The sequence below is a fragment of the Actinoplanes lutulentus genome (assembly GCF_003259845.1).
Lineage (GTDB): Bacteria > Actinomycetota > Actinomycetes > Mycobacteriales > Micromonosporaceae > Actinoplanes > Actinoplanes lutulentus.
On sequence record NZ_QLMJ01000015.1, the window covers coordinates 31,213 to 56,885 of the forward strand.

At 69.3% G+C, this 25,673-nt stretch carries 23 protein-coding genes; 13 read left to right on the forward strand and 10 right to left on the reverse strand.

Annotation, left to right across the window (positions count from 1 at the left end; genetic code table 11):
- Positions 1–43 precede the first annotated feature (43 nt).
- Complete coding sequence (locus B0I29_RS28320) at positions 44–1,594, forward strand: MDR family MFS transporter (protein ID WP_111652161.1); 1,551 nt, start codon at positions 44–46, stop codon at positions 1,592–1,594.
- Here the strand turns inward: B0I29_RS28320 and B0I29_RS28325 are convergent.
- Together B0I29_RS28325 and B0I29_RS28330 are read right to left on the reverse strand one after the other, a co-directional pair.
- Positions 1,551–1,847, reverse strand: coding sequence for a GlsB/YeaQ/YmgE family stress response membrane protein (locus B0I29_RS28325; protein WP_111652162.1), 297 nt, complete (start codon positions 1,845–1,847; stop codon positions 1,551–1,553). The genes B0I29_RS28320 and B0I29_RS28325 overlap by 44 nt on opposite strands.
- A gap of 961 nt (positions 1,848–2,808) precedes the next feature.
- Positions 2,809–3,330 (reverse strand): hypothetical protein, encoded by a 522-nt coding sequence (locus B0I29_RS28330; protein ID WP_181558004.1) that lies wholly within the window; start codon positions 3,328–3,330, stop codon positions 2,809–2,811.
- 108 nt (positions 3,331–3,438) lie between these two features.
- Between B0I29_RS28330 and B0I29_RS28335 the strand changes: the two genes are divergently transcribed.
- On the forward strand, positions 3,439–5,493 hold the full coding sequence (locus B0I29_RS28335) for a heavy metal translocating P-type ATPase (RefSeq protein WP_111652163.1): 2,055 nt from the start codon (positions 3,439–3,441) through the stop codon (positions 5,491–5,493).
- 124 nt (positions 5,494–5,617) lie between these two features.
- Here the strand turns inward: B0I29_RS28335 and B0I29_RS28340 are convergent, their stop codons facing one another.
- The 4 genes from B0I29_RS28340 to B0I29_RS28355 all read right to left on the reverse strand — a co-directional run bounded on the left by B0I29_RS28340 (position 5,618) and on the right by B0I29_RS28355 (position 9,446).
- Positions 5,618–6,484: a helix-turn-helix transcriptional regulator gene (locus tag B0I29_RS28340; protein ID WP_111652164.1), complete on the reverse strand. Its 867-nt coding sequence runs from the start codon at positions 6,482–6,484 to the stop codon at positions 5,618–5,620.
- Positions 6,485–6,597: 113 nt separating this feature from the next.
- A complete protein-coding gene (locus tag B0I29_RS28345; RefSeq protein ID WP_111652165.1) occupies positions 6,598–7,779 on the reverse strand; it encodes an MFS transporter in 1,182 nt (393 codons plus the stop codon).
- An 11-nt stretch (positions 7,780–7,790) separates the two neighbouring features.
- Entirely contained in the window at positions 7,791–8,570 is a 780-nt protein-coding gene (locus tag B0I29_RS28350; RefSeq protein WP_111652166.1) for a GNAT family N-acetyltransferase, read from the reverse strand.
- Between the two features lie 30 nt (positions 8,571–8,600).
- Positions 8,601–9,446, reverse strand: a complete 846-nt coding sequence (locus B0I29_RS28355) for a hypothetical protein (RefSeq protein WP_111652389.1) — start codon at positions 9,444–9,446, stop codon at positions 8,601–8,603.
- Between the two features lie 1,441 nt (positions 9,447–10,887).
- Here B0I29_RS28355 and B0I29_RS28360 point away from each other — a divergent pair.
- Complete coding sequence (locus B0I29_RS28360; RefSeq protein WP_181558005.1) at positions 10,888–11,376, forward strand: universal stress protein; 489 nt, start codon at positions 10,888–10,890, stop codon at positions 11,374–11,376.
- A gap of 128 nt (positions 11,377–11,504) precedes the next feature.
- Here the strand turns inward: B0I29_RS28360 and B0I29_RS28365 are convergent, their stop codons facing one another.
- Positions 11,505–12,500: a LysR family transcriptional regulator gene (locus B0I29_RS28365; protein WP_111652168.1), complete on the reverse strand. Its 996-nt coding sequence runs from the start codon at positions 12,498–12,500 to the stop codon at positions 11,505–11,507.
- A gap of 69 nt (positions 12,501–12,569) precedes the next feature.
- Here B0I29_RS28365 and B0I29_RS28370 point away from each other — a divergent pair, with 69 nt between their 5' ends.
- The 7 genes from B0I29_RS28370 to B0I29_RS28400 all read left to right on the forward strand — a co-directional run bounded on the left by B0I29_RS28370 (position 12,570) and on the right by B0I29_RS28400 (position 18,487).
- Positions 12,570–13,454 carry an EamA family transporter gene (locus tag B0I29_RS28370; protein ID WP_220091415.1) on the forward strand — a complete coding sequence of 295 codons (885 nt, stop codon included), beginning with the start codon at positions 12,570–12,572 and terminating at the stop codon, positions 13,452–13,454.
- A 16-nt stretch (positions 13,455–13,470) separates the two neighbouring features.
- Positions 13,471–14,442 carry a phosphotransferase family protein gene (locus B0I29_RS28375; RefSeq protein WP_111652170.1) on the forward strand — a complete coding sequence of 324 codons (972 nt, stop codon included), beginning with the start codon at positions 13,471–13,473 and terminating at the stop codon, positions 14,440–14,442.
- A gap of 139 nt (positions 14,443–14,581) precedes the next feature.
- Entirely contained in the window at positions 14,582–15,415 is an 834-nt protein-coding gene (locus B0I29_RS28380) for a nitroreductase/quinone reductase family protein (protein ID WP_111652171.1), read from the forward strand.
- Between the two features lie 145 nt (positions 15,416–15,560).
- On the forward strand, positions 15,561–16,583 hold the full coding sequence (locus B0I29_RS28385; protein WP_111652172.1) for an LCP family protein: 1,023 nt from the start codon (positions 15,561–15,563) through the stop codon (positions 16,581–16,583).
- Positions 16,584–16,845: 262 nt separating this feature from the next.
- Positions 16,846–17,049: a CbtB domain-containing protein gene (locus B0I29_RS28390; protein WP_111652173.1), complete on the forward strand. Its 204-nt coding sequence runs from the start codon at positions 16,846–16,848 to the stop codon at positions 17,047–17,049.
- The gene (locus tag B0I29_RS28395; protein WP_111652174.1) at positions 17,040–17,819 is read left to right on the forward strand and encodes a CbtA family protein; all 780 of its coding nucleotides are present in this window, start codon (positions 17,040–17,042) and stop codon (positions 17,817–17,819) included. The genes B0I29_RS28390 and B0I29_RS28395 overlap by 10 nt, the downstream gene beginning before the upstream one ends.
- A gap of 98 nt (positions 17,820–17,917) precedes the next feature.
- Positions 17,918–18,487, forward strand: a complete 570-nt coding sequence (locus B0I29_RS28400) for a TIGR03086 family metal-binding protein (protein WP_111652175.1) — start codon at positions 17,918–17,920, stop codon at positions 18,485–18,487.
- A gap of 38 nt (positions 18,488–18,525) precedes the next feature.
- Here B0I29_RS28400 and B0I29_RS28405 read toward each other — a convergent pair whose 3' ends face one another.
- Positions 18,526–19,494, reverse strand: a complete 969-nt coding sequence (locus B0I29_RS28405) for a DUF4034 domain-containing protein (protein WP_245972790.1) — start codon at positions 19,492–19,494, stop codon at positions 18,526–18,528.
- 81 nt (positions 19,495–19,575) lie between these two features.
- Here B0I29_RS28405 and B0I29_RS28410 point away from each other — a divergent pair, with 81 nt between their 5' ends.
- On the forward strand, positions 19,576–20,073 hold the full coding sequence (locus B0I29_RS28410; protein ID WP_111652390.1) for a SigE family RNA polymerase sigma factor: 498 nt from the start codon (positions 19,576–19,578) through the stop codon (positions 20,071–20,073).
- Complete coding sequence (locus tag B0I29_RS28415) at positions 20,070–21,182, forward strand: hypothetical protein (RefSeq protein WP_111652177.1); 1,113 nt, start codon at positions 20,070–20,072, stop codon at positions 21,180–21,182. The genes B0I29_RS28410 and B0I29_RS28415 overlap by 4 nt, the downstream gene beginning before the upstream one ends.
- 94 nt (positions 21,183–21,276) lie before the next feature.
- On the opposite strand, the gene B0I29_RS28420 is transcribed toward B0I29_RS28415, so the two are convergent.
- Complete coding sequence (locus tag B0I29_RS28420) at positions 21,277–22,224, reverse strand: DUF2332 domain-containing protein (protein ID WP_111652178.1); 948 nt, start codon at positions 22,222–22,224, stop codon at positions 21,277–21,279.
- Positions 22,225–22,280: 56 nt separating this feature from the next.
- Between B0I29_RS28420 and B0I29_RS28425 the strand changes: the two genes are divergently transcribed.
- The gene (locus B0I29_RS28425) at positions 22,281–22,760 is read left to right on the forward strand and encodes a GNAT family N-acetyltransferase (RefSeq protein WP_146616908.1); all 480 of its coding nucleotides are present in this window, start codon (positions 22,281–22,283) and stop codon (positions 22,758–22,760) included.
- Here the strand turns inward: B0I29_RS28425 and B0I29_RS28430 are convergent.
- Complete coding sequence (locus B0I29_RS28430; RefSeq protein ID WP_111652179.1) at positions 22,757–25,522, reverse strand: NACHT domain-containing protein; 2,766 nt, start codon at positions 25,520–25,522, stop codon at positions 22,757–22,759. The two genes, B0I29_RS28425 and B0I29_RS28430, sit on opposite strands and share 4 nt — an antisense overlap.
- Positions 25,523–25,673 lie beyond the last annotated feature (151 nt).

Genomic DNA, 25,673 nt, shown 5'->3' on the forward strand with positions numbered 1-25,673 from the left:
GTTCCTGGCGTTAGATACATCCGCGTATCTTAAGGCCGTCATCATGTCCAAGATCAGTCCGAATGCCCTGCGGACCGCCATCGCGGTACTCGCCGGCGGCATCACCGTCATCCTCGACTCCACGATCGTCAGCGTCGCGCTGCACGATCTCGCCACCGACCTCGGCGCGGACGTCGCCACGATCCAGTGGGTCAGCACCGCCTATCTGCTGGCACTCGGCGTGGTGATCCCGACCGTCGGCTGGCTGCAGAGCCGGCTCGGCGCGAAACGGCTCTGGATCGCCGCGCTCACCCTGTTCCTGGTCGGCTCGGTGCTCTGTTCGTTTGCCTGGGATGCGCCCAGCCTGATCGCGTTCCGCGTCATCCAGGGTGCCGGCGGCGGCGTGATGATGCCGCTGATGAGCACCATGATCATTCAGGCGGCCACCGGTCCGGACCGCGCCAAGCTGATGTCGGTGGTCGCGCTGCCGGCCGCGCTCGGCCCGATCCTCGGCCCGGTGATCGGCGGCCTGATCCTCGGCGCCGGCGACTGGTGCTGGCTGTTCCTGGTGAACGTCCCGCTCTGCCTGATCGGCCTCGCCCTGGCCTGGCGCCTGCTGCCGGCCGACGTCCCCGGCCGCCGGGTCCGCCTGGACACCGTGGGTCTGCTGCTGCTCTCGCCCGCTCTGGTCCTGCTGCTCTGGGGCCTGTCCGAACGATCCGCCCCGCCGATGCTGCTCGGCGCGGCGATGCTGGCCGGGTTCGTGGGGTGGGCCCTGCGCCGCGGTGGTTCCGCGCTCGTCGACCTGCAGGTGCTGCGCTCCCGCCCGACCTGGGCCGCGACCGCGCTGATGTTCCTCACCGGCGCCTCGCTCTACGGCGCGATGGTGCTGCTCCCGCTGTACTGGCAGCAACACCGCGGCGCCGACGCCCTCGAAGCCGGCCTGCTCCTCATCCCGCAGGGCGTGGGCTCGCTGCTCAGCCGCGCTCTCGCCGCCCGTCTGCAGGACCGCCTGGGTGCACGGGGTGTGGCCCTCGCCGGGTTTGCCCTGGTAGGCGTGGCCACGGTGCCGTTCGCCCTGGCGACCCAGACCTCCCCGACCTGGTTCCTGCTCACAGCCCTTTTTGTACGCGGCCTCGGCCTCGGAATGGTGCTGATCCCCCTGATGACGGTGGCGTTCGTCGGCCTGAACCACGACGAGGTGCCCCACGCGAGCATCGTGACCCGGATATCCCAGCAGATCGGCGGCTCGGCCGGGGTGGCGTTGCTGGCGGTGATCCTGACCAGCACCAACGACTTCGGCACAGCGTTCTGGTGGACGATCGGGTTCACGGGGCTGGCAGTGGCGTTGTCGTTCGCGTTGCCGGCCAGGGTCGATCTGGCCGCCATGCCGGCCGGCCCGTCGTCGGGGAGCGGATCCCCGGCTTCGGCAGGCGCGTCTCCAGGGCAGGCGGGGCCGTCGGCTTCGGCAGCCGTGTCTCCCGGGCCGTCGGAGCCGTCGGCTTCGGTGAGCGAGCCCGTGGCGTCGACGGGCGGGTCTCTGGTGGGCCCGGCTTCGCGGGGGGAGTCGCCTACGAGTCGGTCGAGAACGCCTTCACCAGGAGCGCCGCGATAGCCACCCCCACCACGGCGATGCCGACCTGCACCCCGATCACCGCCCAGTCGAACGTCCGCCCGGTCACGGTGAAGAGCAGGTCACTGTGCACATCCCACCGGTTGGCCGCCCATGTCCCCGCCACCGCCGCACCCATGCCGATCAGCACGGTCGGAATGACCCCGATCTCCTGCCGCCCGGGCAACACGGCCCGGGCAACCACCCCGATCACCGCACCGAAGACGATCGCCACCGCATAGTCCTGCACGTCCACCCCAGGCCTCCCACCACTCGATCCACCCAGCCTGATGCCCATGGTGACGCCCTCGTCAAACGCACCCCCGCCTCGTGGGCCCACAGCTGGCGCGGGGGGCGGCGTTGACCACGCCCTTAGCTTCGTCCATTCTTTCTGGGGCCCCAGATTGTCCCGGTAATGCTGTTGATCCCAGTCGTTCTGTCGGTCGATCACGGCGGTCGGTATTGCTGCGCGAAAAATGGAATTCCTGAACTGGCAGACGCGATAAGAATGTGCCGCCCGAATCTGCACGGGCCGTTGGCAGCAACAGTGAACGGGCGTCGTCGCCGCACGAAGGTGCGACGACGCGCCCTCCCGGGCGTCACACCGTTTCGCTGCTCGGTCTGCTCGGTCTGCTCGACGTGGGCCGCTGTGCCGGGAGCCAGGCGTGGCTCCGCGGTCTGCGTCTCGGTCTGCGTCTTGGACTGCCGGACGTCGTGGTCCTGCTGCCTGATGCCGCCTTGAGCTGCTGCGTTGTCCTGCCTGAGGTGGTCTCCTCCGGGGTCCAGAGCCGAAGTCTCACTTCGGCTCGTCGGGCCGGACGATGCCGCGCGAGGGGTGACACCCGCGTCTGGGGGCGGCTCGACAGGTGTTTCACAACCCTCCTCGCGGTCGCGCAACTGGCGCAGTTTCCGAGCATGGCGCTGCGCCAAGCCCCACGACCGGTGCCGCTCGTGCTCCCGCCGGAACTCCTCAGCCGCCGCCGAATAATTGCGACGCAGCGTCCGATCCCGCAAGTGCCTCGTCGGGAACAATGTAAGCTGCGTCATCCCCCTATTGTCCTCACCCCGGATAGCATCAACCACGCCCGCGGCCGAATTTTCAAATCCAGAAAGGACGGGAATCAAGCTTGATGATCCGCGAATTCACAGCGTCATATTTGCCCCGGTGACGGATCTCGGAGCCTGTCGAATAGCGAATGTTCGGTGTTCGGGGGCGGTCACGGCCGTACCGATGTGCCCAGGTTTTGATCTTTGATGAGGTCGACCCCCGGTGCCGCCGCCAACTCGCCGTGGCTCTTGCCGAGGGATCGGCGGATCTCGTTGATCAGCGTGAGTTGTGCCCGTGCCGCGTCCTGGCTCGCCTCCAGGAATGCTTCCGCGCTGAGTGGGCGTTCGGTGGTGCTGTCGCGGGCTACCCGATCCAGGAACTCGTCCACCGCCACGCCGAACTCGTGGATCCGGGCCGCGACCTCCGGCGGGGCGAGGAGGTTCGCCGAGGTCAGCGTCGCGCTCCAGGCGCCCCAGTCGTAGTCCCAGCCTGACCTGTCGGCATGGGCGCGCTTGAGCACCATCGAGAACTTGGCGTAATGGCCGAGCAGATCGGCGTACGTGGCCAGTTGCTTGTCGAGAAGCCACAGCTGGCGTTGATTCCGGCGGGTGACCCAGCCTCCGACGAGGACACCCACCGTTGCTGACAGCGCGCCCACGGCAGTGGTGACCAGGGTGATCCAGACTGGCATGTGTTCCCCGCCCTCAGCGTCGCCCGGTGACACCTCCCATTCTCACCGGTCGGCCATAGTGATGTCGATCATTGGCTTGCGTACCCCCTAGGGGTATATGGTCGCGTCGTGGAACACGTGCATGAGCAATCTTCGGGGCATGACAAGCACGCCGGGCACGATCCGGAGGTCTTCCGGCGGAAGTTCTGGCTGAGCCTGGCGCTGACCGTGCCGATCGTGGTGACCAGCGAGATGGTCATGGACTGGTTCGGCTACATGCTGGACTTCCCGGGCATCGGCGCGGTCGGTCCGGTCCTCGGCAGCGTGGTCTTCGTCTACGGCGGCTGGCCGTTCCTGGCCGGCGCCGCCGGTGAGATCCGCTCCCGGGCGCCCGGCATGATGTTGCTGATCTCGATGGCGATCACGGTGGCGTACGCCGCCTCGCTCGCCACCAGCCTCGGCCTCTGGGACCTGGACTTCTGGTGGGAGCTCGCCGCCCTGGTCACCGTGATGCTGCTCGGCCACTGGCAGGAGATGAAAGCGATCGGCCAGGCGCAGGGCGCGTTGTCCGCGCTCGCGGCCCTGCTGCCCGACGAAGCCTCCCGGATCGGGGCCGGCGGCGAGATCGAGCAGGTGCCGCTGGACGCGCTGCGTGTCGGCGACCGTGTCCTGGTGCGCTCCGGCGCGCGGGTACCCGCCGACGGCCGGGTCGTCGACGGCGCCGCTGAGGTCGACGAGTCGATGATCACGGGGGAGTTCCGTCCGGTTCCGCGTGGTGTCGGTGACCGGGTGGTGGCCGGTACGGTCGCCACGGACTCGGCGCTGCGGGTCGAGGTCGACGCCGTCGGTGAGAACACGGCACTGGCCGGCATCGGCCGACTGGTCGCGCAGGCCCAGCAGTCACAGGGCCGTGCCCAGGTGCTCGCCGACCGGTTCGCCGGATGGCTGTTCTACATCGCGGCCGGTGCGGGGCTGCTGACGTTCGTGACCTGGTGGGCGATCGGTGACCTGGACCAGGCCGTTGTGCGTACCGTAACGGTTTTGGTCATCGCGTGCCCGCACGCGCTGGGGTTGGCCATTCCGCTGGTGATCGCGTTGTCCACGGCTCTCGCGGCCCGCGCCGGGATTCTGGTGAAGGACCGGCTCGCGCTGGAGCGGATGCGCACTGTCGACGCGGTTCTCTTCGACAAAACCGGCACGCTGACGAAGGGCGCGCACACGCTCACCGCCGTGGCCGCCACCGCCGGGAGTACCGACGCGGAGGTGTTGCGGCTGGCCGCAGCGGTCGAGGCCGACAGCGAGCATCCGCTGGCGAAAGCGCTGGTCAGAGCTGCTGCACCACAGGCCGCCGGTGTTTCGTCCGCTGGCTTGACCGGGGGGAACGCATCCGGCCCGCAGATCCGGGCGACGGGTTTCCGGTCGATGACCGGGCGCGGAGTGCGGGCCGAAGTGGACGGCCGGACCTATGCCATCGGAGGGCCCGCACTGCTGCGGGAGCTCGGTGCGGCCGTCCCCGACGACCTGGCGAAACCGGCTGCGCAGTGGTCCCGGCGCGGTGCGGCCGTCCTGCACCTGCTGGAGATCGGCGACACCACTCGGGTGATCGGCGCGTTCGCACTGGAGGACGAGGTACGCCCGGAAGCCCGGCAGGCCATCGCGCAGCTGCGTGCCCACGGGATCAGCACCATTGTGATGATCACCGGTGACGCCCGGGCGGTGGCCGACGCGGTCGCCGCCGACCTCGGCCTGGACGAGGTCTTCGCGGAGGTGCTGCCCGCCGACAAGGATCATGCGGTCGCCGCCCTGCAGGAACGCGGTCTGACCGTCGCCATGGTCGGCGACGGCGTGAACGACGCCCCGGCGCTGGCCCGCGCCGACGTCGGCATCGCGATCGGCGCCGGCACCGACGTGGCGATCGAGTCAGCCGGAGTGGTCCTGGCCTCGTCCGACCCGCGCGGCGTCACCGGCGTGATCACCCTGTCGGCGGCGTCCTATCGCAAGATGATCCAGAACCTGTCCTGGGCGGCCGGTTACAACGTGATCGCGATTCCGCTGGCCGCGGGTGTTCTGGCCGGTGCCGGCATCACCCTGAGTCCGGCGATCGGAGCGATCCTGATGAGCGCTTCGACGATCGTGGTAGCCCTGAACGCCCAGCTGCTGCGTCGCGTCCACCTACGTCCGTAGTGCGCCGGGCGCCTGTTCCCGCGTGGTTACATCCCGCCGCGGTCCAAGATCTGTCACGGTCGGCTGCCACGGTTGTCTTCCGGCCGTCGAGACAGCCGACCAACCGGCCGGACAGCCGGACCGATCACCCCGCCTGGACGCTCTCCTGGGTGGCGGCCCAGGAAGCCAGCAGCTCCAAGCCATCGCCGGACGGAGTACCCGGTTCGGCGGAGTACGCCACGATCGTCAGCGCGCCGTCGCCGGCCAGCTCCAGCCCCTCATAGGCCAGCTCCAGCTCCCCGATCGCCGGGTGCCGGAAGCGCTTCGTCCCGTTGCGGTGGACGAAGACGTCCTGCGCGGCCCACCACGTACGGAACGCGTCGCTGCGCATCGACAGCTCGCCGATCAGGTTCATCAGCTGCTGGTCGTCCGGATGCTGGGCGGCAACGATGCGCAGCGCGCCGACCGCCGAGCGGGCAATCGACTCCCACTCCGGATAGAACGCCTGCGCCCGAGGGTCAAGAAACGTGAACCGCATGGTGTTCCCCTGCCCACCTGCGAACATCGGCGCATACAGAGCCCTCCCCAGCGCATTAGCAGCCACAACCTCGAACCGGTAATTACGCAGGAGCGCCGGCACCGCCGTCATCGCGTCGAGGACCCGGCGCACCGACGGCCGGATCTCGGTCACCGCATCCCGGCGTCCTCGGGCGCGTGCCGGCTGCGGACCACCGGCCCGGGCCAGCTGGTGCAGATGGGCCGTCTCGGTCTCGTCGAGGCGCAGCGCCCGGGCCACCGCGTCGAGCACGCTTTCCGAGACGCCGGCGAGGTTGCCGCGTTCCAGCCGGGTGTAGTACTCGACGCTCACCCCGGCCAGCACCGCCACCTCGCCGCGGCGCAGGCCGGTGACCCGCCGGTTTCCGTACGAAAGGATCCCGGCCTGATCCGGGCTGATCTTCGCTCGGCGGGAGGTGAGGAATGCCCGGACCTCACCGCGATTGTCGGTACCCATGCCGTAAGGCTAGGCACGCCGCGGGCGGTGAGGGGGTCTCTGTCAGTACCCCTTTCCACCACGCCATGAAGACACGCCATGAAGACACGCCATGAAGAACCGTGAAACAAGCGTCACTGGACGCGCTCACTCCGAGGCCCAGATCCCGATGATCGAGCGCTGAAAACGGTTGCCGTCAACGCGACCCCACACAACCCCGCCAGAGTCAGAAAGCCGGCCTGAAAAGAGCCGGTCGCGTCCTTCACCGCCCCGAGCGCATAAACAAAGGCAAAACTTCCCAGGTTCGCGCAGAAATTACCGAACCCACTGATCAGCCCCGCCCGCGAAGCGCCGAGCACATCCACCGGCACGGCGAACAGCGGACCGAAATAGACCTGCACGAACACCGAGATCAACGCGACCACCCCGAGCACCCCGAGCATGCTCGGCACATAGGTCAGCAGGGTCAGCCCGGTCGCCAGCACACTCAGGGACACCCCGATGACCAGGAGCGGCCGGCCGATCCGGTCGGAGACCCAGCCGCCGAGATAGTTCGCCGGTGCGGTCGCTGCGGAACCGGCCGCCGCGACCAGCCCGGCCGTCATCAGCGACTGCCCGCGATCGGCGACCAGATAGGTCGGCAGCCAGAACGTGAACCCCTGTGCCACGGCCAGCCGGGCGAACTGGATCACCCCGGTCAGCCACATGATCCGGTGGCGCAGCAGGACCGGCAGGTCCCGGATCCGCGCCACCGGGCCACGCGGTGGCTGATCAGGTTCGCTGGTCCGCCAGTACAGAGCCAGCGCCAGCAGCCCGCCACCGGCAAACATCACGAACAGCACCCGCCAGCCGAGCGGCTCGACCAGCAGCGGCCCCAGCGAGCTGAGCAGAATGTTCGACGAGAACCCGCCGGCGACGTACAGCCCCATCGCGGTGGCCCGCCGCTCCGACGGGAACTGCCGGGTCATCAGCAGCATCCCGGGCGCGAACACCAGCGCCCGGAAAAACCCGGTCAAACCCTGATTGATCAAGAGCATTTCGTACGACGTAACGACGGTGAACAGAGCCGCCAGCAGGTTCGTCCCCAGCAGCCCGATCAGGAACAGCCGCCGCGGGCTGAACCGGTCGGCCAGAAACCCGGACGGGATCTGCATCAGCGCGTACGTCAGGTTCGTCGCCGCAGCCAGCGTGCCGGCCTGGGTGAACGTCAGCCCGAGATCGGACCGGATCAGCGGCAGGAACAACGCCAGCCCACCGAAGATCAGCCCCTGAGTGCTCTGGCAGACCACCAGCAGCCCGACGATCGCCTTCCGCATGGTTGATCAACCTAGCGGCTGCTCCACTGGAACGGTGTCGTGGTGGTCAACGCCTCGAACCCCAGTCTCTGCAGGATCGGGCGGCTCTGGTCGGTGGCGTCGACCTGCAGATAGGCGTACCCCAGCTGAAGCGCGAGTCGCGCGCGATGAGCGACCAACGCGCGGTAGATGCCACGCCCGCGCCATTCTTTGACAGTGCCGCCGCCCCAGAGCCCGGCGAACGCGGTGCCCGGCGTGAGATCCATCCGCGCCGAAGAGACGGCCTCGTCGCCGGCGAAGGCCACGAACATCCGCACGTTCCCCGGGGCGTCCTGGAGCTGAGCGAGCAGGCGCGGCCGCAGCCAGGGGATCCCGGCGCCGAACGCCTTCTCGGCCACGGTCACCAGCACGTCGACGCCGGCCGGATCGACGATCTCCTCGAATCGGATCCCGTCCGGGGGAGTGGCGCCGAGGTCGAGCTCGTCGATCGCGGCGACCATCACGGTCTCCACGCCCTCAGGCTCGAACCCGGCTTTCTCGAGGCGCCCGGCGAGGTCGGCGGGCTGATCATGCCCGTAGTGCTTCCACTCGAAGTCGAGGCCACGCTCCCCGAACCAGCGGATCTCGCCGGCGATCGTCTCGTCAGCGGTCGCCGCGTCGAGATCGGACCAGATGACGGCGTTCCAGTCCTGGTCACCGCCGAGATAACGGATGACGCGCCCGGCGTGCTCGATGGTCGTGCCGGCGGTCTCGGGGCGGGCTTCGACGCGCATCTGCCGGTCGAAGAGGGCTAGTACAGCTCGATGATCCACCCCTGGATCCCAGCACACGACGCAACCGATTTATCCATGCCGGTGATGCTTCTTCACGAATGTGTACCCCGGCTCGAGGGGCTGCTCGATCTGATCGGTTTCGATCGCCTTCTGGTGCAGCGACTGCTGGCGTTCCGACGCTTGCGCACCCGGCGGCAGCTTGCGGACGAACCCGCTGACCCAGTGCTCCCGCCGCTCACCGGCCTCCGGATGCGGCGCCGGCTCCACCAGCGGCGCGTAGAACAGCATCTCCACCCCGTCGGCGCCGTCGGCCTGCGGATAGGACGGATACCCAGCATCGTTGACACTCCCGGTCACCCGGGTCACGTAGCCTTCGCGAATCAGCTGGTCAACGGCGTTCTTCAACAGGAACGCCCCCTTGGCGCCGCGACCCAGCCCGCATGCGGCGGCCAGCCCGGCCTCGGCGAACACGGCACTGCCGTCCTCGAACACCCGCCCCTGGCGCAGCACCACGTTGAGCACCTGCCCCCGGTTCGACTTGCCCGGGTCGAACTCGCGGGTCACGACCACCGGGTCGTACTCATGGAAGTAGTCGACCCCATCCACCCGCATCGGTTCGTCGAGCAGCGTCGTGCGCAGGTGGATCTCGTCCTTGGCCGGCTGCCACGACACGGTCACGAGCGTCCCCGGCCGCACATCCTCAGGCCAGCCGATCCCACTGAGCCGATCACCGTCGAGCCGGCTGGCGAAGGTCTCCCCAGCGGGTTCCAGCCCATAGAGCCGATGCTCCAGCACGACACCGACACCGACAGCGTCCGCCTGCGGCAGACGCCGAACGATCTCATCAGGCACCGGACAGACCCCGTCGACAAGATCCACCCGCGCCAGAGCAAGCTGCCGGTTCACCGTCCGCATGAACACCCTCCTGAAAACCGGGATATGCGCAGATCAAGATACCCGCCCACCGATAGTCCTATCTTCCTAGGATGCAGTAGGGGGAGTGCTCGGCGAAGCAGCCTCCCTATTTCCCCGAGATCAAGAACCAAGATCAACCCCATGTCGCAGCGGGGTGGTGGGTACAGACCGCAGCTCCCGCCGAGGGCCCGGCCCGGTATCGCTGGCCGCTACGCGTCCAAAACACTCCCCGCCCCAGGCGACCTGCGTGCCCACTCAAGCCCCCTCCCTATCACCCCCGTCCCCAAAACCCCACCCACCCGACCCACCCCGCCCACTCAGCTGGCCCGCTCATCCGGCCCGCTCGGGAGGCCCACTCACCCGGCCCGCTCAGCCGCCCCACTCGGGAGGCCCAGTTAGCTAACTCACTTAGCTGGCTCGCTCGGGAGGCTCGCTCACCCGGCCCACTCGGGAAGCCCACTCGGCCGTCCTGGGGCGGCCAGCTCGGGCGGCCCGGTGGGCGGGCGACTCCGGGCCGCCCGAGCTGGCGCCAGCCCTACAGGCTCCAGGCCCGCCGTCAGCCCAGACGCCGGCTTGCGCTCGTGGTCGTCCAGGCGACCGAACCGCGACCGTAAGCACAAGCCGGCCGTGGCCCTGAACGGGGACGTTGGCCCCAAACCAGGACGTGGTCGAGAACGAGGACGTGGCCCTGAACGGGGACGTGGCCCTGAACGGGGACGTGGCCCCGAACCAGGACCTGGTCGCGAACCGGCTTGTCCTCGCGGCCGTCTGAACACTCAAATCGCGACCACGAGCGCAAGCCAGGCGCACCCGGCTGGGCTTGTGCCCGTGGTCGCGGCACGGGCTGCGAGGGCGCCGAGGGTCGGGCGCCGGGCGCCGGGCGCCGAGGAGATCTTGTGAGTTTGTGGCGGGCATGGGGGCGCAAACTCACAAGTTCCGGGGTGTCGTCGCGTCTTGTTGCGCTCCGGCGACCTGCTCTCCGCGACTCCACACAGATCTTGTGAGGTTGTGCCGGGCTGCCGACCGCAAACTCACAAGGTCGGCTCGGCTGGGGCGTGAACACACCACTCGAGGGGTGCGCCCCGGCGCCGCTGCGGATGTTTCCGTGATCCTTTGAGGTCTGCGCGCCGACCCGGAAGCGCGAGGCTGAGACGGCGTATCCGAAGCGCCGAATCTGAGCGCGGCAAGCGGACGCATCTAGTTGGATGCGGATCGTCTTGAGCTCGTTTAGCAGTCAAGTTTGGGCTCGGTGGCAGACATGGGCAACGAACTAGCATCCTAGGATGCCTTAGGGGTGGTGCGCTGGGTGACGGGGGACGGGTGCAACCCCTTAAAAACAAAAAGGAATCAACGACATCCCCGCATCAAGATTTGGCTTGGTGGCGTTGAAACGGCGTTAACAGAACTGCCGGGGCCCGGCTGCGTGATGCACCGTGGACTGGTGACCGACAGCAAAGTCATTCTCGGTATCTCGTCGTCTCCGGCTGGGCTCGCCGCGCTCCGGTTCGCCGTCAACGTGGCTCGCGAACGGGACGTCAGCCTGTGGGCGGTTCGCTCTTGGGTGCTGACGTCGAGTCCGCGTTCGCCTCAGATCTGGGCGTGGGAGCAGGCCATGGAAGCGGACGCCCGCCGATTTGTCCATGCCGCGTTCCACGATGCCCTCGGTGCGGTGCCGCGGGACGTCAGCCTGATCGTTCGTACGCCGCCGGGTGGTGCCGGTGCTGCGCTCGCCGGATACGCCACGGACGAGGACGATCTGATTGTTGTCGGTGCGTCCCGGAGCCGCTGGTGGTTGCGTCCGGTGGTGCGGGACGCGCTCTGTCCTGTGGTGACGGTTCCGCCGCCGGTTCTGGCCCGGCTCTCCGGTCGCCGTCTGGCACGCGAGGCGGCGACCGCGCTGTCACGCGGCGCCGCCGGACTTCGCAGCTGATCACGCCGCGGCGCCGGACCTTGCAGCTGATCACGCGGCGCCGCCGGACCTCGCGGCTGATCACGTGGGGGCGCCGGTTCTCGCGGCTGATCCGGGTCGGTCATCTGATCGTGTTGGCCGCGGTTCGGTCAGTCGGTCGTGCCCGGCGTGGGGCCTGCGCCTGCGCCTGCGCTGGCTCCGGATCCGGAGCCGTAGGCCTCTCGGCTCAGCCGGATCAGGTCGTTGAGCTGGGCGGGTGGGTCGTCGCGCCACCAGGTCAGCCAGACTTCGATCGGGGGTACGGCCCGCAGCATCCGGTAGGCCACTCCGGGGCGCGGGTTCTGGTTGGCGGTTGCTTCGGAGGTGATGCCGACGGCCTGGCCGGCGGCGATCAGGGTCAGCCATTCGTCGACGCCGCTGGTGGCTCGGATCGCGGCCGGGCCGTGGCCGGTGGGCCAGAGGTCGGGTGTGGTGGTTCCGGTGCGGGCGTCGATGGCGACGGTGTACCGAGTGAGGTCTTCGACGCGCAGCGTTCGCCGGCGGGCCATGGGGTTGTCGGTGGCGATGGCCGCGCACCGGTTCTCCAGGCCGATCAGCGCCGTGCCGAAGCGCGGGTCGGCGAGCGCCGGATCAACGGGCGCGGCAGCCGAACCGGTGGCGCTGGTGGTGACCGGAGTGGCCGGCGTCGCTGCGGTGGGGAGCGGGGCTGTCGGCGCGGGTAGGCCTCGGCGGATTACGGCGACGTCGACGGCGCCTTCGCTGAGGCCGGCGGTGATCGTGTTGGATTGGACGAACACCAGGGGGGTGCCGGACCAGGCTTTCTGGAGCCGCCGGGTGTGTTTGCCGAGGGCGGCCCAGGCGTAGCCGACTCGTAGTTCGGTGCGGGATTGTTCGGCGATGCGGTGCAGGTGGGCGGTTTCGGCGAGGATGCGGCGGGCGCCGGCCAGGATCTGCATGCCGGTCATCGTCGGGGCGATGTGGCGGGTGGTGCGTTGCAGGATGCGTACGCCGAGGGCTGTTTCCAGGGCGGCGACGCTGCGGGAGACGGCGGCCTGGGAGGTGCCGAGTTCGGTGGCGGCGTCGGTGAAGGTGCCGGTGTCGACGACGGCGACCAGGGCGCGCAGGTGCCGCAGCTGTACATCCATGCGCTGAGCGTATAAGTAGGGTGCGTCGCGTATTTCTCCGCAGGCCAGGGTGCCCGGAGACTGATGGGTGTGACTGCGGAAGTTCTGGAACGGACCGAGGCCGCGCCGCGCTCCACCCGGAGTCTGGCCGCGGGTCTGGCGACGATGATGGGTAGTGCGGCGTCGAATCAGGTCGGCGCGGCGGTGGGGGCGCATGCTTTCGCCGCGATTGGTCCGGCCGGGGTGGTGGCGGTACGCCAGTTCGTGGCGGCCGCGGTGCTGTTGCCGGTGGCGAGGCCGAATCTGCGGCGGTTCACGTGGGCGCAGTGGTGGCCGACGCTGCTGCTCGGGCTGGTGTTCGCGACGATGAACTTGAGTTTGTACACGGCGGTGGACCGGATCGGCCTGGGTCTGGCGGTGACGCTGGAGTTCCTCGGCCCGCTGGCGGTGGCCCTGGCGGGTTCGCGTACCCGGGTGGATCTGTTGTGTGCGGTGGGTGCCGGCGTGGGTGTGTACGTGCTGGTGTTGCCGGGTGGCAGCAGTGACTGGTTCGGGATCGGCTCGGGTGTGCTGGCGGCGGTGTGCTGGGCGGCGTACATCCTGTTGAACAGGCTGCTGGGCGTACGGTTGCCGGGTTTGCAGGCGCCGGCGGCGGCGACTTCGGTGTCGGCGGTGATGTACCTGCCGGTGTTGGTCTTTGTGACCCTGAGCGGTTCGTGGACGTGGCCGGCGGTGCTGTTCGCGGTGGGTGCCGGTGTGTTGAGCTCGGTGATTCCGTACGCGTGTGATCTGGTGGCGTTGCGGACCGTGCCGCCGCGTTTCTTCGGGGTGATCATGAGTATTCATCCGGTGTTCGCGGCCCTGGCGGGTCTGGTGCTGCTGGGTCAGTTCCTCGACGCGCACGAGTGGGTGGGTATCGCGATGGTGGTGGCGGTGAACGTGGTCGCGGTCGTGGCGGCCCAGCGGCGCGGATGAGAAAACAGCAACACGGATGAACGACGCTGGTGAAAAGCTGCTGTACAGCACGGCGAACGAGGTCACCGGCGGGGTGTGGCGGGTCGCGGGCGGGGTGCGCAAGGTGGTGACGCCGCGTCGTGCCGGTGCGGCGGCGCATCTGGCGGCCAGTGATGATCCGGGCCATTTCAACTATTGGCGCCGGGAGCCGTGCGCTTATGAGGCGGCCCTGCCGCAGACGGTGTTCGCGGATGCCGGGATCAGCGCGCCGGCATTGCTGGACGTGACGGCCCGGGCGGACGGTTCGGTGGCGATGCTGCTGGAGGACGTCGCGGGCAGGGCCGGCACGGATTTCACGGCGGCGGAGCTGGGCGATGTCGCGTACCGAATGGGCGTCGCCCAGGCCGGGATGGTCGGGAGGCCGCCGGTTTTCGCCTGGCTGCCGCGGGATTGGCTGCGTGATTACACCCTGGCGCAACCGGTTCCGCCGAGCCCGCGCTGGGATGATCCGGTTGCGGTGGCGGGGTGGCCGCCGGCGCTGCGCGCCGGTCTGGCCGCGGTGTGGGAGCGCCGGCATGTGTTGCTGGCGGCAGCCGATGCGCTGCCGCGCACCTTCTGCCATCACGACGTGTGGCCGCTGAATCTGATCGGTTCCGGCCGCGGGCCGGTTCTGCTTGATTGGGGGTACGCGGGACCGGGCGCGATCGGGGAGGACGCGGCGAACCTGGCGCTGGACTGCTTCCTGGACGGGCTGATCGATGTCGGGCTGCTCGATGAGGTCGTGGACGCGGTGACCGAGGGTTATGTGCGCGGGATGGCCGGGGTGGTGCCGGCGGACACGGTCCGGCGGGCGATCCGGATCACGGGTGCGGCGAAGTATTTCTGGCTGGCGCCGCGGATGCTGAGTTCGACGCGCACGCCCGTCTATGACCGGCGGGCGGCGGCGGATCGGTTCGCGGGGCGGGCGCCGGTGCTGGAGGTTGTCGCGCGGTGGGCGTCGGCGTTGTAGGGTTTCGGTCGTGACTGCCGGGTCGGCCTTGGGCCATTACCGAGTGGGGCACCCGGGCGGCGTTTGATCCGCCGGCGGGCCCCGCCACATTCTCGCTTCACCTTCGTGCCCTTTTCTGGTTCGAGACGAAAGCTTGAGAATGCCGAACGAGTTCAATTTTCCGATCATCGACGAGTTCCGTGCCAACAATGGCGTGGTGGGTGGCATGTTCGCCGGGGCCCGCCTGGTGTTGCTGACGACGGCGGGCGCCCGGTCGGGGCGGCCGCACACGGTGCCGCTGGGTTATCTGCCGGATGGCGGCGAGCGGGTTCTGGTGATCGCTTCGGCGGGTGGTTCGCCGCGGCATCCGGCCTGGTTCCACAATGTGCTCGCGCATCCGCGGGTGACCGTGGAGGACGGCACGTTCACCTATGACGCGGCGGCGACGGTGTTGTCCGGCGCGGAGCGGGACGACGCGTTCGCCCGGGCGGTCGAGCAGGACAGTGGCTGGGCGGATTACGAGCGTCAGTCGGGGCGGACGTTGCCGGTGGTGGCGCTGGCGGCGATTCCGGGGCCGCCGCGGTTCAACGCGTCGACGCCGGGTGGGGCGCTGCGGGTGGTTCATGACGCGTTCCGCCGGGAGTTGCGGCTGATCCGGGCCGAGGTGGCGCGGGCCGACACGACAGTGCTGGGTGCGCAGCTGCGGGTGAACTGCCTGACGTTGTGTGCCGGGCTGCACGGTCACCATGTGCGCGAGGACGACGGCATGTTCTCGGGGCTGGAGGCGGCGCGCCCTGATCTGGCGCCGGTGCTGCAGCGGTTGCGGGCCGAGCATGAGCGGATGGCGGTGCTGCTGGAGCAGTTGCAGGCGGTGCTCGCCGATCCGGTGGGGGACCGGGCGGTCCTGGCGGCCGAGGTGGACCGGCTGGCCGCGCTGGTGGAGGACCACCTGGATTATGAGGAGAAGTCCCTGATCCCGGTCCTGGACGGCTGAGCGGTTCCGGCTTGTTCTCGTGGTCGCCGCGGAGCGCGAAACACGACCGCGAGAACAAGCCGCGCTGCTGACGCAGGGCCGGAACGCCGGACACCGGCGCACCCTTCGTGCAACTATGCGCTGGTTGTCTGATTAGGGAGGTCCGATGGGCCCGCTCCGTCACCGGCTCTGTGTCGCCGCCGGCAGTCTGCTGCTGCTCCCCGCGCTCGCCGCCGCTCCCGCGACGGCCGGTCCGGCGAGCATCGACGGCCCGCTGAACATCCTGCTCGCCGGCATCGACCCGCGGGACGCGCACACGGCGCCGCTGGCCGACACGATCATCGTGGTGCACATTCCGGCGAACCGGTCCGGCGCCTTCCTGTTCTCGCTGCCCCGCGACCTGGTCGTGCGGATCCCCGGGTTCGCGAAGTCTGGCAGCCTGCCGCAGCGCGCGAAGATCAACGCGGCGATGGCGCTGGGCTCACGGGTCGCCGAGGGCCGTTACGATCCGGCGCAGGGTCTCGAGCTGCTGGCCCGCACGGCCGGGCAGGTCACCGGGATCGCCGCGTTCGACGCCGGCGCGGTGATCGACTTCGGGGGTTTCCAGGACGTCGTCGCGGCACTGGGCGGGGTCAAGATGGTCATCGACCAGGATGTCGTCTCCGAGCATCGCAAGCCCGACGGCACCCCGCGCGATCGGCTGCCGCAGTGCCGCAGCAACCACGATTGCGCCCGTCCCTACACCGGAGAGCAGAAGATCTACCCCAAGAGCGACAATCCCGTACGCCTGAAGCCCTGGGAGGCCTTGGATTTCGTCCGGCAGCGTTACGGGCTGCCGCGCTCCGACTATGACCGGCAGCGTCACCAGCGGCAGTTCCTGACGGCCGTGGTGACGAAGCTGAGCAAGGCCGGGCCGAGCAGGCTGCGCCGGGTCCTCGCGGCGGCCGGGGACTCGCTGACGTTCTCCGGTGGACGGCACAGCCTGGCGGCGTGGGCGGACGAGCTGCGCCGGGTGAACGCCGCCGACGTGACCACAGTGGGCCTACCGGGCACCGCGGTGTTCGACGACAGCAGATATCTGGGTGAGAGCGTCGACGCGGCCCCGTTCTTCACGGCGGTGGCCACCGACCGGGTGGCCCCGTTCCTGATCGACCACCCTGGTGCGGTCACCCCGGATCCACAGCGCTGAGAGATCTTGGACACGTCGATGGGCGTACCCAAGGAGTGAGCAGGCGGCGAGCCGCCTGGGGTGAGTGTCGCTGCCGGTTGTGCCGGGTGCGGCCCGGCCGATAAGTTGAGCGAACAGCTGCGGTGTTGTGAGGGAAACCGGTGAGAACCCGGTGCGGTCGCGCCACTGTTAACGGCACCGGAGGGTGCCGTGAGTCAGAACGCTCACGCGCCGCAGGCCCCATCGATCGGGACGCGTCATCCCGCAGGAGGTTTACTCCGCCGTGCCTAACACACAGACCAGTACCCCCGTCGCCGTTCCCGCCGTCTCGCCGCGGCTGCTCGCCACCGCTGCCGGTGTCACCGGTGTGATGCTGCTGCTCGCCTACCTGGTCGCGTTCGACCAGGGTGGCCTGTCGCAGTCCGGCATGTACCTGCACGAGCTCATGCACGACGGCCGTCACCTGCTCGGTGTCCCGTGCCACTGACCGCTGCTCCTGCTCCTGCTCCTGCCTACGGCCGGCTCCTGATCAACGGGCTGCTCGCCGGGCTCATCGCCGGTCTGCTGGCCGGCGGGTTCGCCTTCTTCTTCGGCGAACCCCATGTGGACGCGGCGATCGCGCTCGAAGAGGCCGCTGCCGTGGCCGCCGGGGACACCGGCGGTGGCGAGGAGCCGCTCGTCGAGCGCGACGTGCAGTCCGGGTTCGGGCTGATCCTCGCGACCAGCCTGTACGGGATCGCGCTCGGCGGCATGTTCGCCACCGGGTACACCGTGCTGCGGCGCCGTCTGCGGGCCTCCAGCGACGCGCGGGCCTCGCTCGGGCTCGCCGGCGCGGTGCTGCTCGGGTTCGTGCTGGTGCCGTTCGTGAAGTATCCGCCGAACCCGCCGGCCGTCGGTGATCCGGCCACCATCAACCAACGCACCATCACGTACCTGGCGATGGTCGTCATCGGACTGGTCGCGGTCTGGGCCGGGGTGGTCGCCGCGCGTACCCAAGCTCCCGAGTGGCGCAAGGCGCTCGCCGGCGTGGCCGGTTTCGTGGTCGTCGTGGCGATCGGGTACGCGCTGCTGCCGTCGTTCAACGAGGTGCCCGAGACGTTCCCGGCGACGCTGCTGTGGGACTTCCGGCTGTCGTCGCTCGGCACCCAGGTGGTGCTGTGGACGGTACTGGGTCTGGGGTTCACGGCGCTGCTGGCCCGGAGTCACACCCCGGCGGCAGAGGCCGAGAAGTCCGAGCCGGTCGCCGTCTCGCGCTGACGATTTAAGAAAGGCGGTCTCCCGGTGGGAGGCCGCCTTTCTGCGTCGGTCGGGTGAATCGCTGGCCTGGGGTCGGGGACGTCTCTACCGTGAGACGGATGTCCACTGAGATCAGCGAACTCCTCGGCATCGCCGCACCCGCCACGATCGGCGCGGTTCAGGGTGTGCGCGACGACCAGCTCGACGCGCCCACCCCGTGCACCGAATTCCAGGTCCGGAACCTGGTCAACCACCTGTTGCAGGTGGCGGTGAACTTCCAGGACCTCGCGCACAAGAAGGACGTCGACTGGACGGCCGGCGGCGACCGGCTCACCGGTGACTGGCGGGCGAGCTTCGCCGCCGACGTGCGGGACGTCCGGGCCGCCTGGGCCGACCCGGCCGTGCTCGACGGTGTCTCGCCCGGCATGGGCCTGCCGCAGCGGACCCTCGGGCTGATGCTGACGATCGACCTGCTGGTGCACGGCTGGGACGTGGCCACCGCCACCGGCCAGCCGTACAGTGCGCCGCCACAGCTGGTGGCCGCCGGCCACGAGTTCCTCGACACCATGCTCGACATGGGCCGCAAGATGGGCGCGTTCGGCCCCGAGGCCGAGGCACCCGCCGACGCCGACGAGCTGGAGCGGCTGATCGCGCGTACCGGCCGTGACCCGCGCTGGAGCGCGGCCTAAGCGGTCAGCGCTTTCCGCCGGTCAGCGCTTTCCGCCGGTCAGCGCGTTGCGGCGGTCAGCGCTTTTCGGCGGGCCTGCTGGAAGGCGGGTTCGCCGCCGGCGTAACTCCACGGCCCGTCCTCGAAGTACGCGCCGATCGCCGCGAACACCGGCCGGGCCTGCTGATGCTGCCCGGCCCGGTGCAGGGCGTGCGCCAGACGGTTCAGGTCGTGGAACCACAGGCCGTGCCGGTATGCCGGCCGGGCGAACCACAACTCCAGCGCGGCCCGCACCTCGGCGTGGAACCGGGGGTCCTCGCGCTGGGTGTGGATCACCGACAGGGCCTGTCTCATGGTGCCGCCGTCCGCACCGTGGTGGGTCTCCCACAGTGCCCACTCGTCGGCGGCGTGCAGCGGCAGCACCCGCAGCGGTGACCCGGCCGGGGCGGCGTGCGCGATCTCGCGGGCGAAGGCGAACATCCGCTCGTGCGAGCCCCGCCATCTGCGGCACAGGTAGGTCAGTTTGCAGCCGTGGCCTTCGCGGTGCCACGGGTCGCGGGCGGTCAGCTCGGCCCAGCCGTGCTCGAAGGTGTCGCCGTCGGCGCCGAGCACGGTCATCAGGGTCAGCCGCTGCGCCCACGGTGTCGGGTCGTCCGGGGCGAGGACCGCGGCCTCGTCGCCCAGCAGTACCGCTTTACGCAGCAGCCGGTGAAACTCGTCGCCGCCTGTCCGCCGCCCCCGGACGATCAATGAGCGGGCCCGGACGAGCAGCGCGTCCGGGTTGACCGGGTCGGCGCCGGCCCACCGGTCCGGCCAGGCCGGCTGCCCGTCGCCGGCGGTGGACTCGGCGAGGACCTGCACCACCCGGGCCCGGCGGTCGTAGTCGTGGCGCAGCGCGGTAAGCAGGTCCCGGGCCGGGCCCCAGTCGCCGCCGCACGCTTTCCCGGCGGCCTGCCGCAGCTCCACGTCGTCCTGGGCGGGGTTGACGTCGACGACGATGTCGGGTGGGCGGCGGCCGAAGAATCTCACGGCGACAGAGCCTACGATCATCGATGGAAATTGTCGGCCCCGCCTGTCAACAACCAGCGGCGGTGAACGCGTTTGGTCGTCGTGACGTTCGAAGACTTCATAGCCGCCCGCCTCGGCGCCCTGACCCGGTACGCCACCGTGGTCACCTGGGATCCGCACCTGGCCGAGGACATCATCCAGAACGTCCTGGTCCGGGCGCAGGCCCGCTGGCCGCGGATCAGCCGGATGGACGCGCCGGAGCAGTACGTCAAACGGATGGTCGTCAACGAGTTCCTGTCCTGGCGGCGCCGGCGGGCCGCGCAGTCGATCCCGGTCGCCGGTGACACCCTGGCCGCGGTGCTGCCGGCCGGCCCGGACGTGATCGCCCAGCGCGACGACCGGGACGCCATGATGCGGCTCATCGCAGGCCTGCCGCCGCGGCAGCGGGCGGTGATCGCGCTGCGGTTCTACGAGGACCTCAGCGTCGCCGGGATCCTCGGCTGCCGGGCCGTCACCGTGCGGACTCATCTCATGCGGGCCCTGGCGAGTCTGCAGAACGCCCTGCCCGGCACCCTCGTGACCACTGGAGACCCGACATGATGATCGAAGACCTGATTCGTGCCGCCCAGGACCAGCAGGCCGCCCGGGCCGTACCCGAAGCCCGGATCCTCGCCGGGCTGGCCGTCGCCCGCCGGCGCCGGCGACGGTTCGTCGCGGTCGGTGCCGGGCTGGCCGCGACCGCGGTGGCGGCGGTGCCCGCGGTGATGGTGCCGGCGCTGCTCACCCCGGCGGCGGTGTCACCGGGCGTTGTGTCGCCGACTGTTTCCGGTGGGTCTTCTGCGGCTGCGTCGCCGTCTGTCGTCGCGGATCCGGGGCTGCCGCATCTGCGGCTCGGGTACCGGCCCGGGTGGGTGCCGTCCGGGTTCGCCGAGTACATCCGGCAGGCCGGCGCGGGCGGTGACGACGAGGCCGGGCCGTCACTGGTCCGGTCGTGGAAGAAGAGTGTCGGCACCGGTGATCCTTACGGCGGTCGTAGTGCTCAGCTGGACTTCTATGTGCGGACCGCCGTCGAGGATCCGGCCGGCATGGTCTGGTCCGGCGGCCAGAAGGTCGACATCGGCGGCGCCGACGGCTGGTACACGCCGGCCCAGGGTGATCAGAAGTCGTCGCTGTCCTGGATCGTCGGCGAGCACACGGTGCTGATGCTTGCCACGTCGCGGCTGGACCTGAGCAAGGCTGACATGTTGCGGGTGGCCCGGTCGGTACGCCCGGAGCCCGGTACCAACCCGAACCCGGTGACGCTGGGCTGGCTGCCCACCGGCTGGCAGACCGCTGGGCTGACCGTCAGCGGCCCGTCGGCCGGGTCGTGGCGCGGGTCGCTGTATGTGGTGAAGCAGGGAACCGAGGTCTCGGAGAAGGACAAGAAGACGCCGGTGACGGTCAACTACGGCGATCTGACCGTGACGGTCGGCTCGGAGACCGACGCCCCCGACGGCGGCGCGGAGCTGACGGTCGGCGGGCGGCCCGCGCGCCGGCCCACCCGGGACGATTCGGCGGGGCGGGACACGCTCTACCTGGTGGTGGACCTGGGTGATAACCGGCTGCTGACCCTGGCCGGTGAGGGCGGCGGCCTGGACCTCGCCCAGCTGACGCGGATTGCTGGCGGTATCACCGTCGACCCGTCCGGCCTGACGTGGCTCGGCAGGTAGCACCCCGGGTTTTAGGGGCGGTTTCGCCATGCCTTTGCTGGCGGTGCGGTGAGGACGCTGATGTGGGGGCGGGTGGGGCGTTGGGCGTACCGAATTAGGGTTTTGGGAAGAATGTCAGGGATTGGCCGTGGGAGCGGGTCCAGGCCAGCGGGGTTTCGTCGAGGGCCAGGACGTTGTGCAGGGTCGCGTCCGGGGGTGGGGGGAGGTGGTCGAAAGTGATCACTTCTGGGGATTCCACGGAGATCCAGTGGGCGGGCAGGGAGCGCATCAGGGTGGTGAAGGTCGCGCGGTGGCTCGGTGGGACCTGGTAGAGCACCGAGGTGTGGAAGACGACGAGGGTCGCGTGTGGTGGGGCCTGGGCTGCCAGGGCGGGGAGGTCGTCGACGAGGTCGCCTCGGATGATGGCCGGTGGGTCGGCGGCGGCTATCGCGGCGGCCTGGTGGAGGCGGTCGCGGCGGTGCTGGTGTTCGGGCCAGATCAGGGCGTTCAGCCAGGCCAGGTCGTTGTCGTCGGTGATGTTCAAGGGGTTCAGGTCCAGGCCGGCCCGCCAGATGATCTCGGGTCGGGTGGTGGGTGGCTCGGCGCCGGTGAGGGTGCAGTCCAGGATCGGGGCGGATTCGTCGTCGCCGATGCGGTGGGTGTTGTAGCGGTAGTTGTAGCGATCCGGGAAGAGGCCCAGGCCTGCTGAGGCGCCGACTTCGATCAGGGCCAGCGGCTGCGGCAGGGTGATCAGAATCGGTAGGAGCAGGGCGCAGCGGCCGGGTTCGTTGGTCTGGGTGGTGCGGGTCAGCAGACCGTTTCTGATCGCCGGCCAGTTCGTGAGGGTGAAGTCGTGGAAGGCCTGGGGGTCGGTGACCGGGCCGCCCAGCAGGCGGACGACGGCGAGGAGCAGGTTCGGCTGGCGTTTCGGCTGCGGGACGGTGCCGAGCAGGTCGACCAGGACCGGGTCTGTGGAGATCGCTCGGGTGAGGCGTTCGTAGGTGGGTGAGACGCCGCGGGCCTCGCGGGCCGCAAAATCGGCATAGGTGGATGCGATGGTCACGCTGGTGATCCTCACGGTCGTGGGGTGGTGGCGGGTTTCTTCCGTACGCTCGTCGGGTGCGTATCCGAGCGGTCCGGGAATCCGAGCTGGAGTTGTTGCAGGAGATCGAGCGTGCCGCCGGGCAGGCGTTCCGGGACATCGGCATGCCGGAGATCGCTGAGGATCCGCCGTTGCCGGTCTCGGTTCTCGACGGGTACCGGCGAGCCGGGCGGGCCTGGGTTGCCGATCTGGACGGGCCGGCCGGGTATGTGATCACGGATGTGGTTGATGGGCATCCGCATGTCGAGCAGGTGTCGGTGCATCCGCGGGCCGCGCGGCGGGGTGTTGGCAGAGCGCTGATCGGGCATCTCGCGGCGCCGGTGCTGACGTTGACGACGTTCGCGGAGGTGCCATGGAATGCGCCTTATTACCGGCGGCTGGGGTTTGTGGAGCTCGCTGACGCCGAGCTGACACCGGCGCTGCGGGAGATCCGGGAGCGGGAGGCCGAGCACGGGCTGGACCGGTGGCCGCGGATCTGTATGCGCCGGTGCCTTTAGCGTTTGGGTAGCGGTGTGGCGGCCCAGTCGAGAAGCATGGCGGCAGCTTCTTCGGGGAGTTGCAGGCGGCGGATGAGGCGTTCGGCGCCGTCGGCGTCACCGTTTCGCCGGATCTCCAGCAGGAACTGGCAGCCGGGGTCGTGGATCTCTTTCGAACCTGGTTGCAGCAGGGGCAGCATGAGAGCGAGTGCGACAGCACGCGCTCGGGGTCTCGCGATCTCCATGAGCTGGGGAAAGGACATCGCCCCCAGGACATCGGACCAGCCATCGGTTTCGGTGAGGAAGTCGAACGGGACCGGGCTCATGAACACCGCGGGGTAAAGGTTTTCGAGGTCGTCAATCGCGCCATCTCGAATCGGCCCTGGGAAGACTGACCCCACCAGGTACTCAGCGACGCGGCCGTAGGCGAGGCTACAGGCGTATGTCAGCTTGAACAACGACTCGAACCCATGGCGAGTCAGATCCTCAGCCACCGGATTGGAGATCACCCGCCGCCAGGTCGTTACCTCGCTGGGCAGGGGTTCCAGCGCCTTATAGAGGGCGGCTGCGAAGTCCGATGAGGCTCCAGGTCGGCGCATGATCATCGCCGTGAGGATGGCTCCATCGCCGGTTGAAGCCCCCTCGGCTACCGCCCGCAATGACTCACCGAGTGCTCTGCCGATCCGCGCATCGTCGTCCGACGCTTTCGTATTCACCAGGTGAGTGAGGGGCCGGTCCAGGCTGGAGAATCGCCTGGCCGGCACGTCGAATTGATAGCCGCGTCGAAGGTCGGGGTCGGCGAGGGAGCGGGTGACGCAGGCATCGGTCAGCCGGAGCAGGGTGTCGTTGTCCGGCAGCACGGTCTGCGCGCACAGAACGCCGAAATCCAGCAGGACTCCTTGCATCTCTTCGCCGGCTGGGGCCGCCTCGTCCAGGACGATCTCCAGCAGCTGGGTCGCGCCGTCCTCGCAGTCGCGGTCGAGGATCTGCAGCGCGATCTGCGCGACGACTGTCCAGCTCGCGTCGGCGATGTGCGGTGACAAGCGTTCCCAGACCGCCTCGGGCTGGGGTTTGAGTTTGACCAGCTGGGCGGCGGCGAAGTATTCCAGGAATGTGCGGTGCACGAAGCCGTAGTGCGGCTCGATGCGGTCCGAGCCCAGGTCGGTGAGCACCCAGGCCCGTCCGGCGCAGAAGGTGAGGAACTCGTGGGCGGCCTGGGTCGCCTCGTCGGTGTCGGCGTAGCGTTTCGCCAGGACCTCGTCGGCCAGGAACTTCTCGACCTCGGAGCGGGGGACCGCCTGGCGGGCCTGCGGGTCGGTGAACATTCGCCAGGCGAGCTGCTGCACGGCCGGGCGGACCTGCGCGCGGAAGGTGTGCGGCACGGCGATGCCCCGCGACCGGTCCCAGGTGTCGAAGAGCAGTTCGGCGCAGCGTTCGTAGACAGCGGGCCGGTTGCGCGGGATGTATCCCTCGGAGGAGTAGAGCGCGCACAGCAGTGACAGCATCAGCGGGTTGCTGCGCAGGTCGTCGGAGTCCTGGCTCTCCTGCAGGAAGCTGGCCGCGAGGTCGCGGTCCGGCTGCGCGGCGTCGGCTTCGAGGGCGAACCACGAGGTGGCGTACCGGGTGACCTGGTCCTCGTCGAACGGGACGACCCGGTACGCGGTGAACATGTCCTCACTGACCGGTGCCTCGTCGTAGCCGACCACCCGGGAGGTCACCACGATCCGGGCGGTCGGGTACTGGCTGGCGAAAGCGTCGACCATCTTGGCGAACGTCACCCGGAAATGGCTGTCACCCAGCTCGTCGACGCCGTCGATGATGACCGTTGCCAAGCCGTTGAGCAGCAGGTATTCGAGCGCGTCGGTCGGCGGGGCCTGGTTGTAGGGCTTACGGCAGGCGGCTTCGAGGTAGTGCAGCAGCGTCTGATGGTCGGTGCGCAGGCTGCTGGTGTGGTCCCGGACCACCAGGACGATCGGGACCTGCCCGGTCCAGCCGTCGACCGCGTCGGTGGCGAGATCGTAGGCGAGTTTGCCGGCCAGGGTGGATTTGCCGGCCCCGGGGTCGCCGAGGATCACCAGGCCGGTGCGGTGAGTGAGCAGGCTGCTGAAGTCGGCGGTTTCTCCGTACCCAAGCTGGTGTTTGGTCTGTGGGGTGATCTTTGGTGGAACGTAGAGGCCGGCGTAGTCGACGGGCGGGGTGCGCACCAGGGTGGTCAGGCGAAGGCGGCCGTGCACGGCGACGACGGAGGTACGCAGTTTCGCGGTGAACTCGTCGAACCGCGTCAGGGTCTCGACGCGGCGCAGCAGTTCGGTGTTGCGGGCGGCGGCCGTGGCCATCCGGGTGGCGAGGGCCGCTGAGGTCGCGTCACGGTCGACGGTCTTACCGCCCGCGGACCGCACAGCGTGGACGCTGCCGTGCAGCAGGGCCTCGATCGTGTCGGTCGCCTCGAACAGGGTGTCGTCGGTGAACGCCTGGGTGTGGCGCAGGGACTCCCGCAGCTCGGCGCGGATCGCGGTCCGCAGCTGCTCGTCGTGCCGGGTGACCGCGCAGACCATCGCCTGCTGCATGAGGCCTTCGAACTGGGGTGAGGCGAAGAACTGTTCCAGTTTCGCGGCGTCGCCCGGTGCGAGTGTCGCGACCAACTCCTGGGTCTGGTCCCAGTTACGCACGGCGGTCGAGGCGTTGGCGGCGATCTTCTGCCGCTGATGGTGCTCCAGCGCCATCTTGCCGATGAATGGCAGTGCGCGGGTGGCCGCCTTCAGCAGCGGCGTGAGGTAGTCCATCGTGGTGCCTCCCGTCCGGCGCTCAGGGTATCCGGGACCTGCCAAGCTCAGCTGCGACGGGTTCCGGCTTCGGATCAGCGGCGACGAAATCCCAGGAGAATCGTTCTGACAGAACCGTCCGGGTTGGTGATCAGCCGGGCTGCTGATCAGC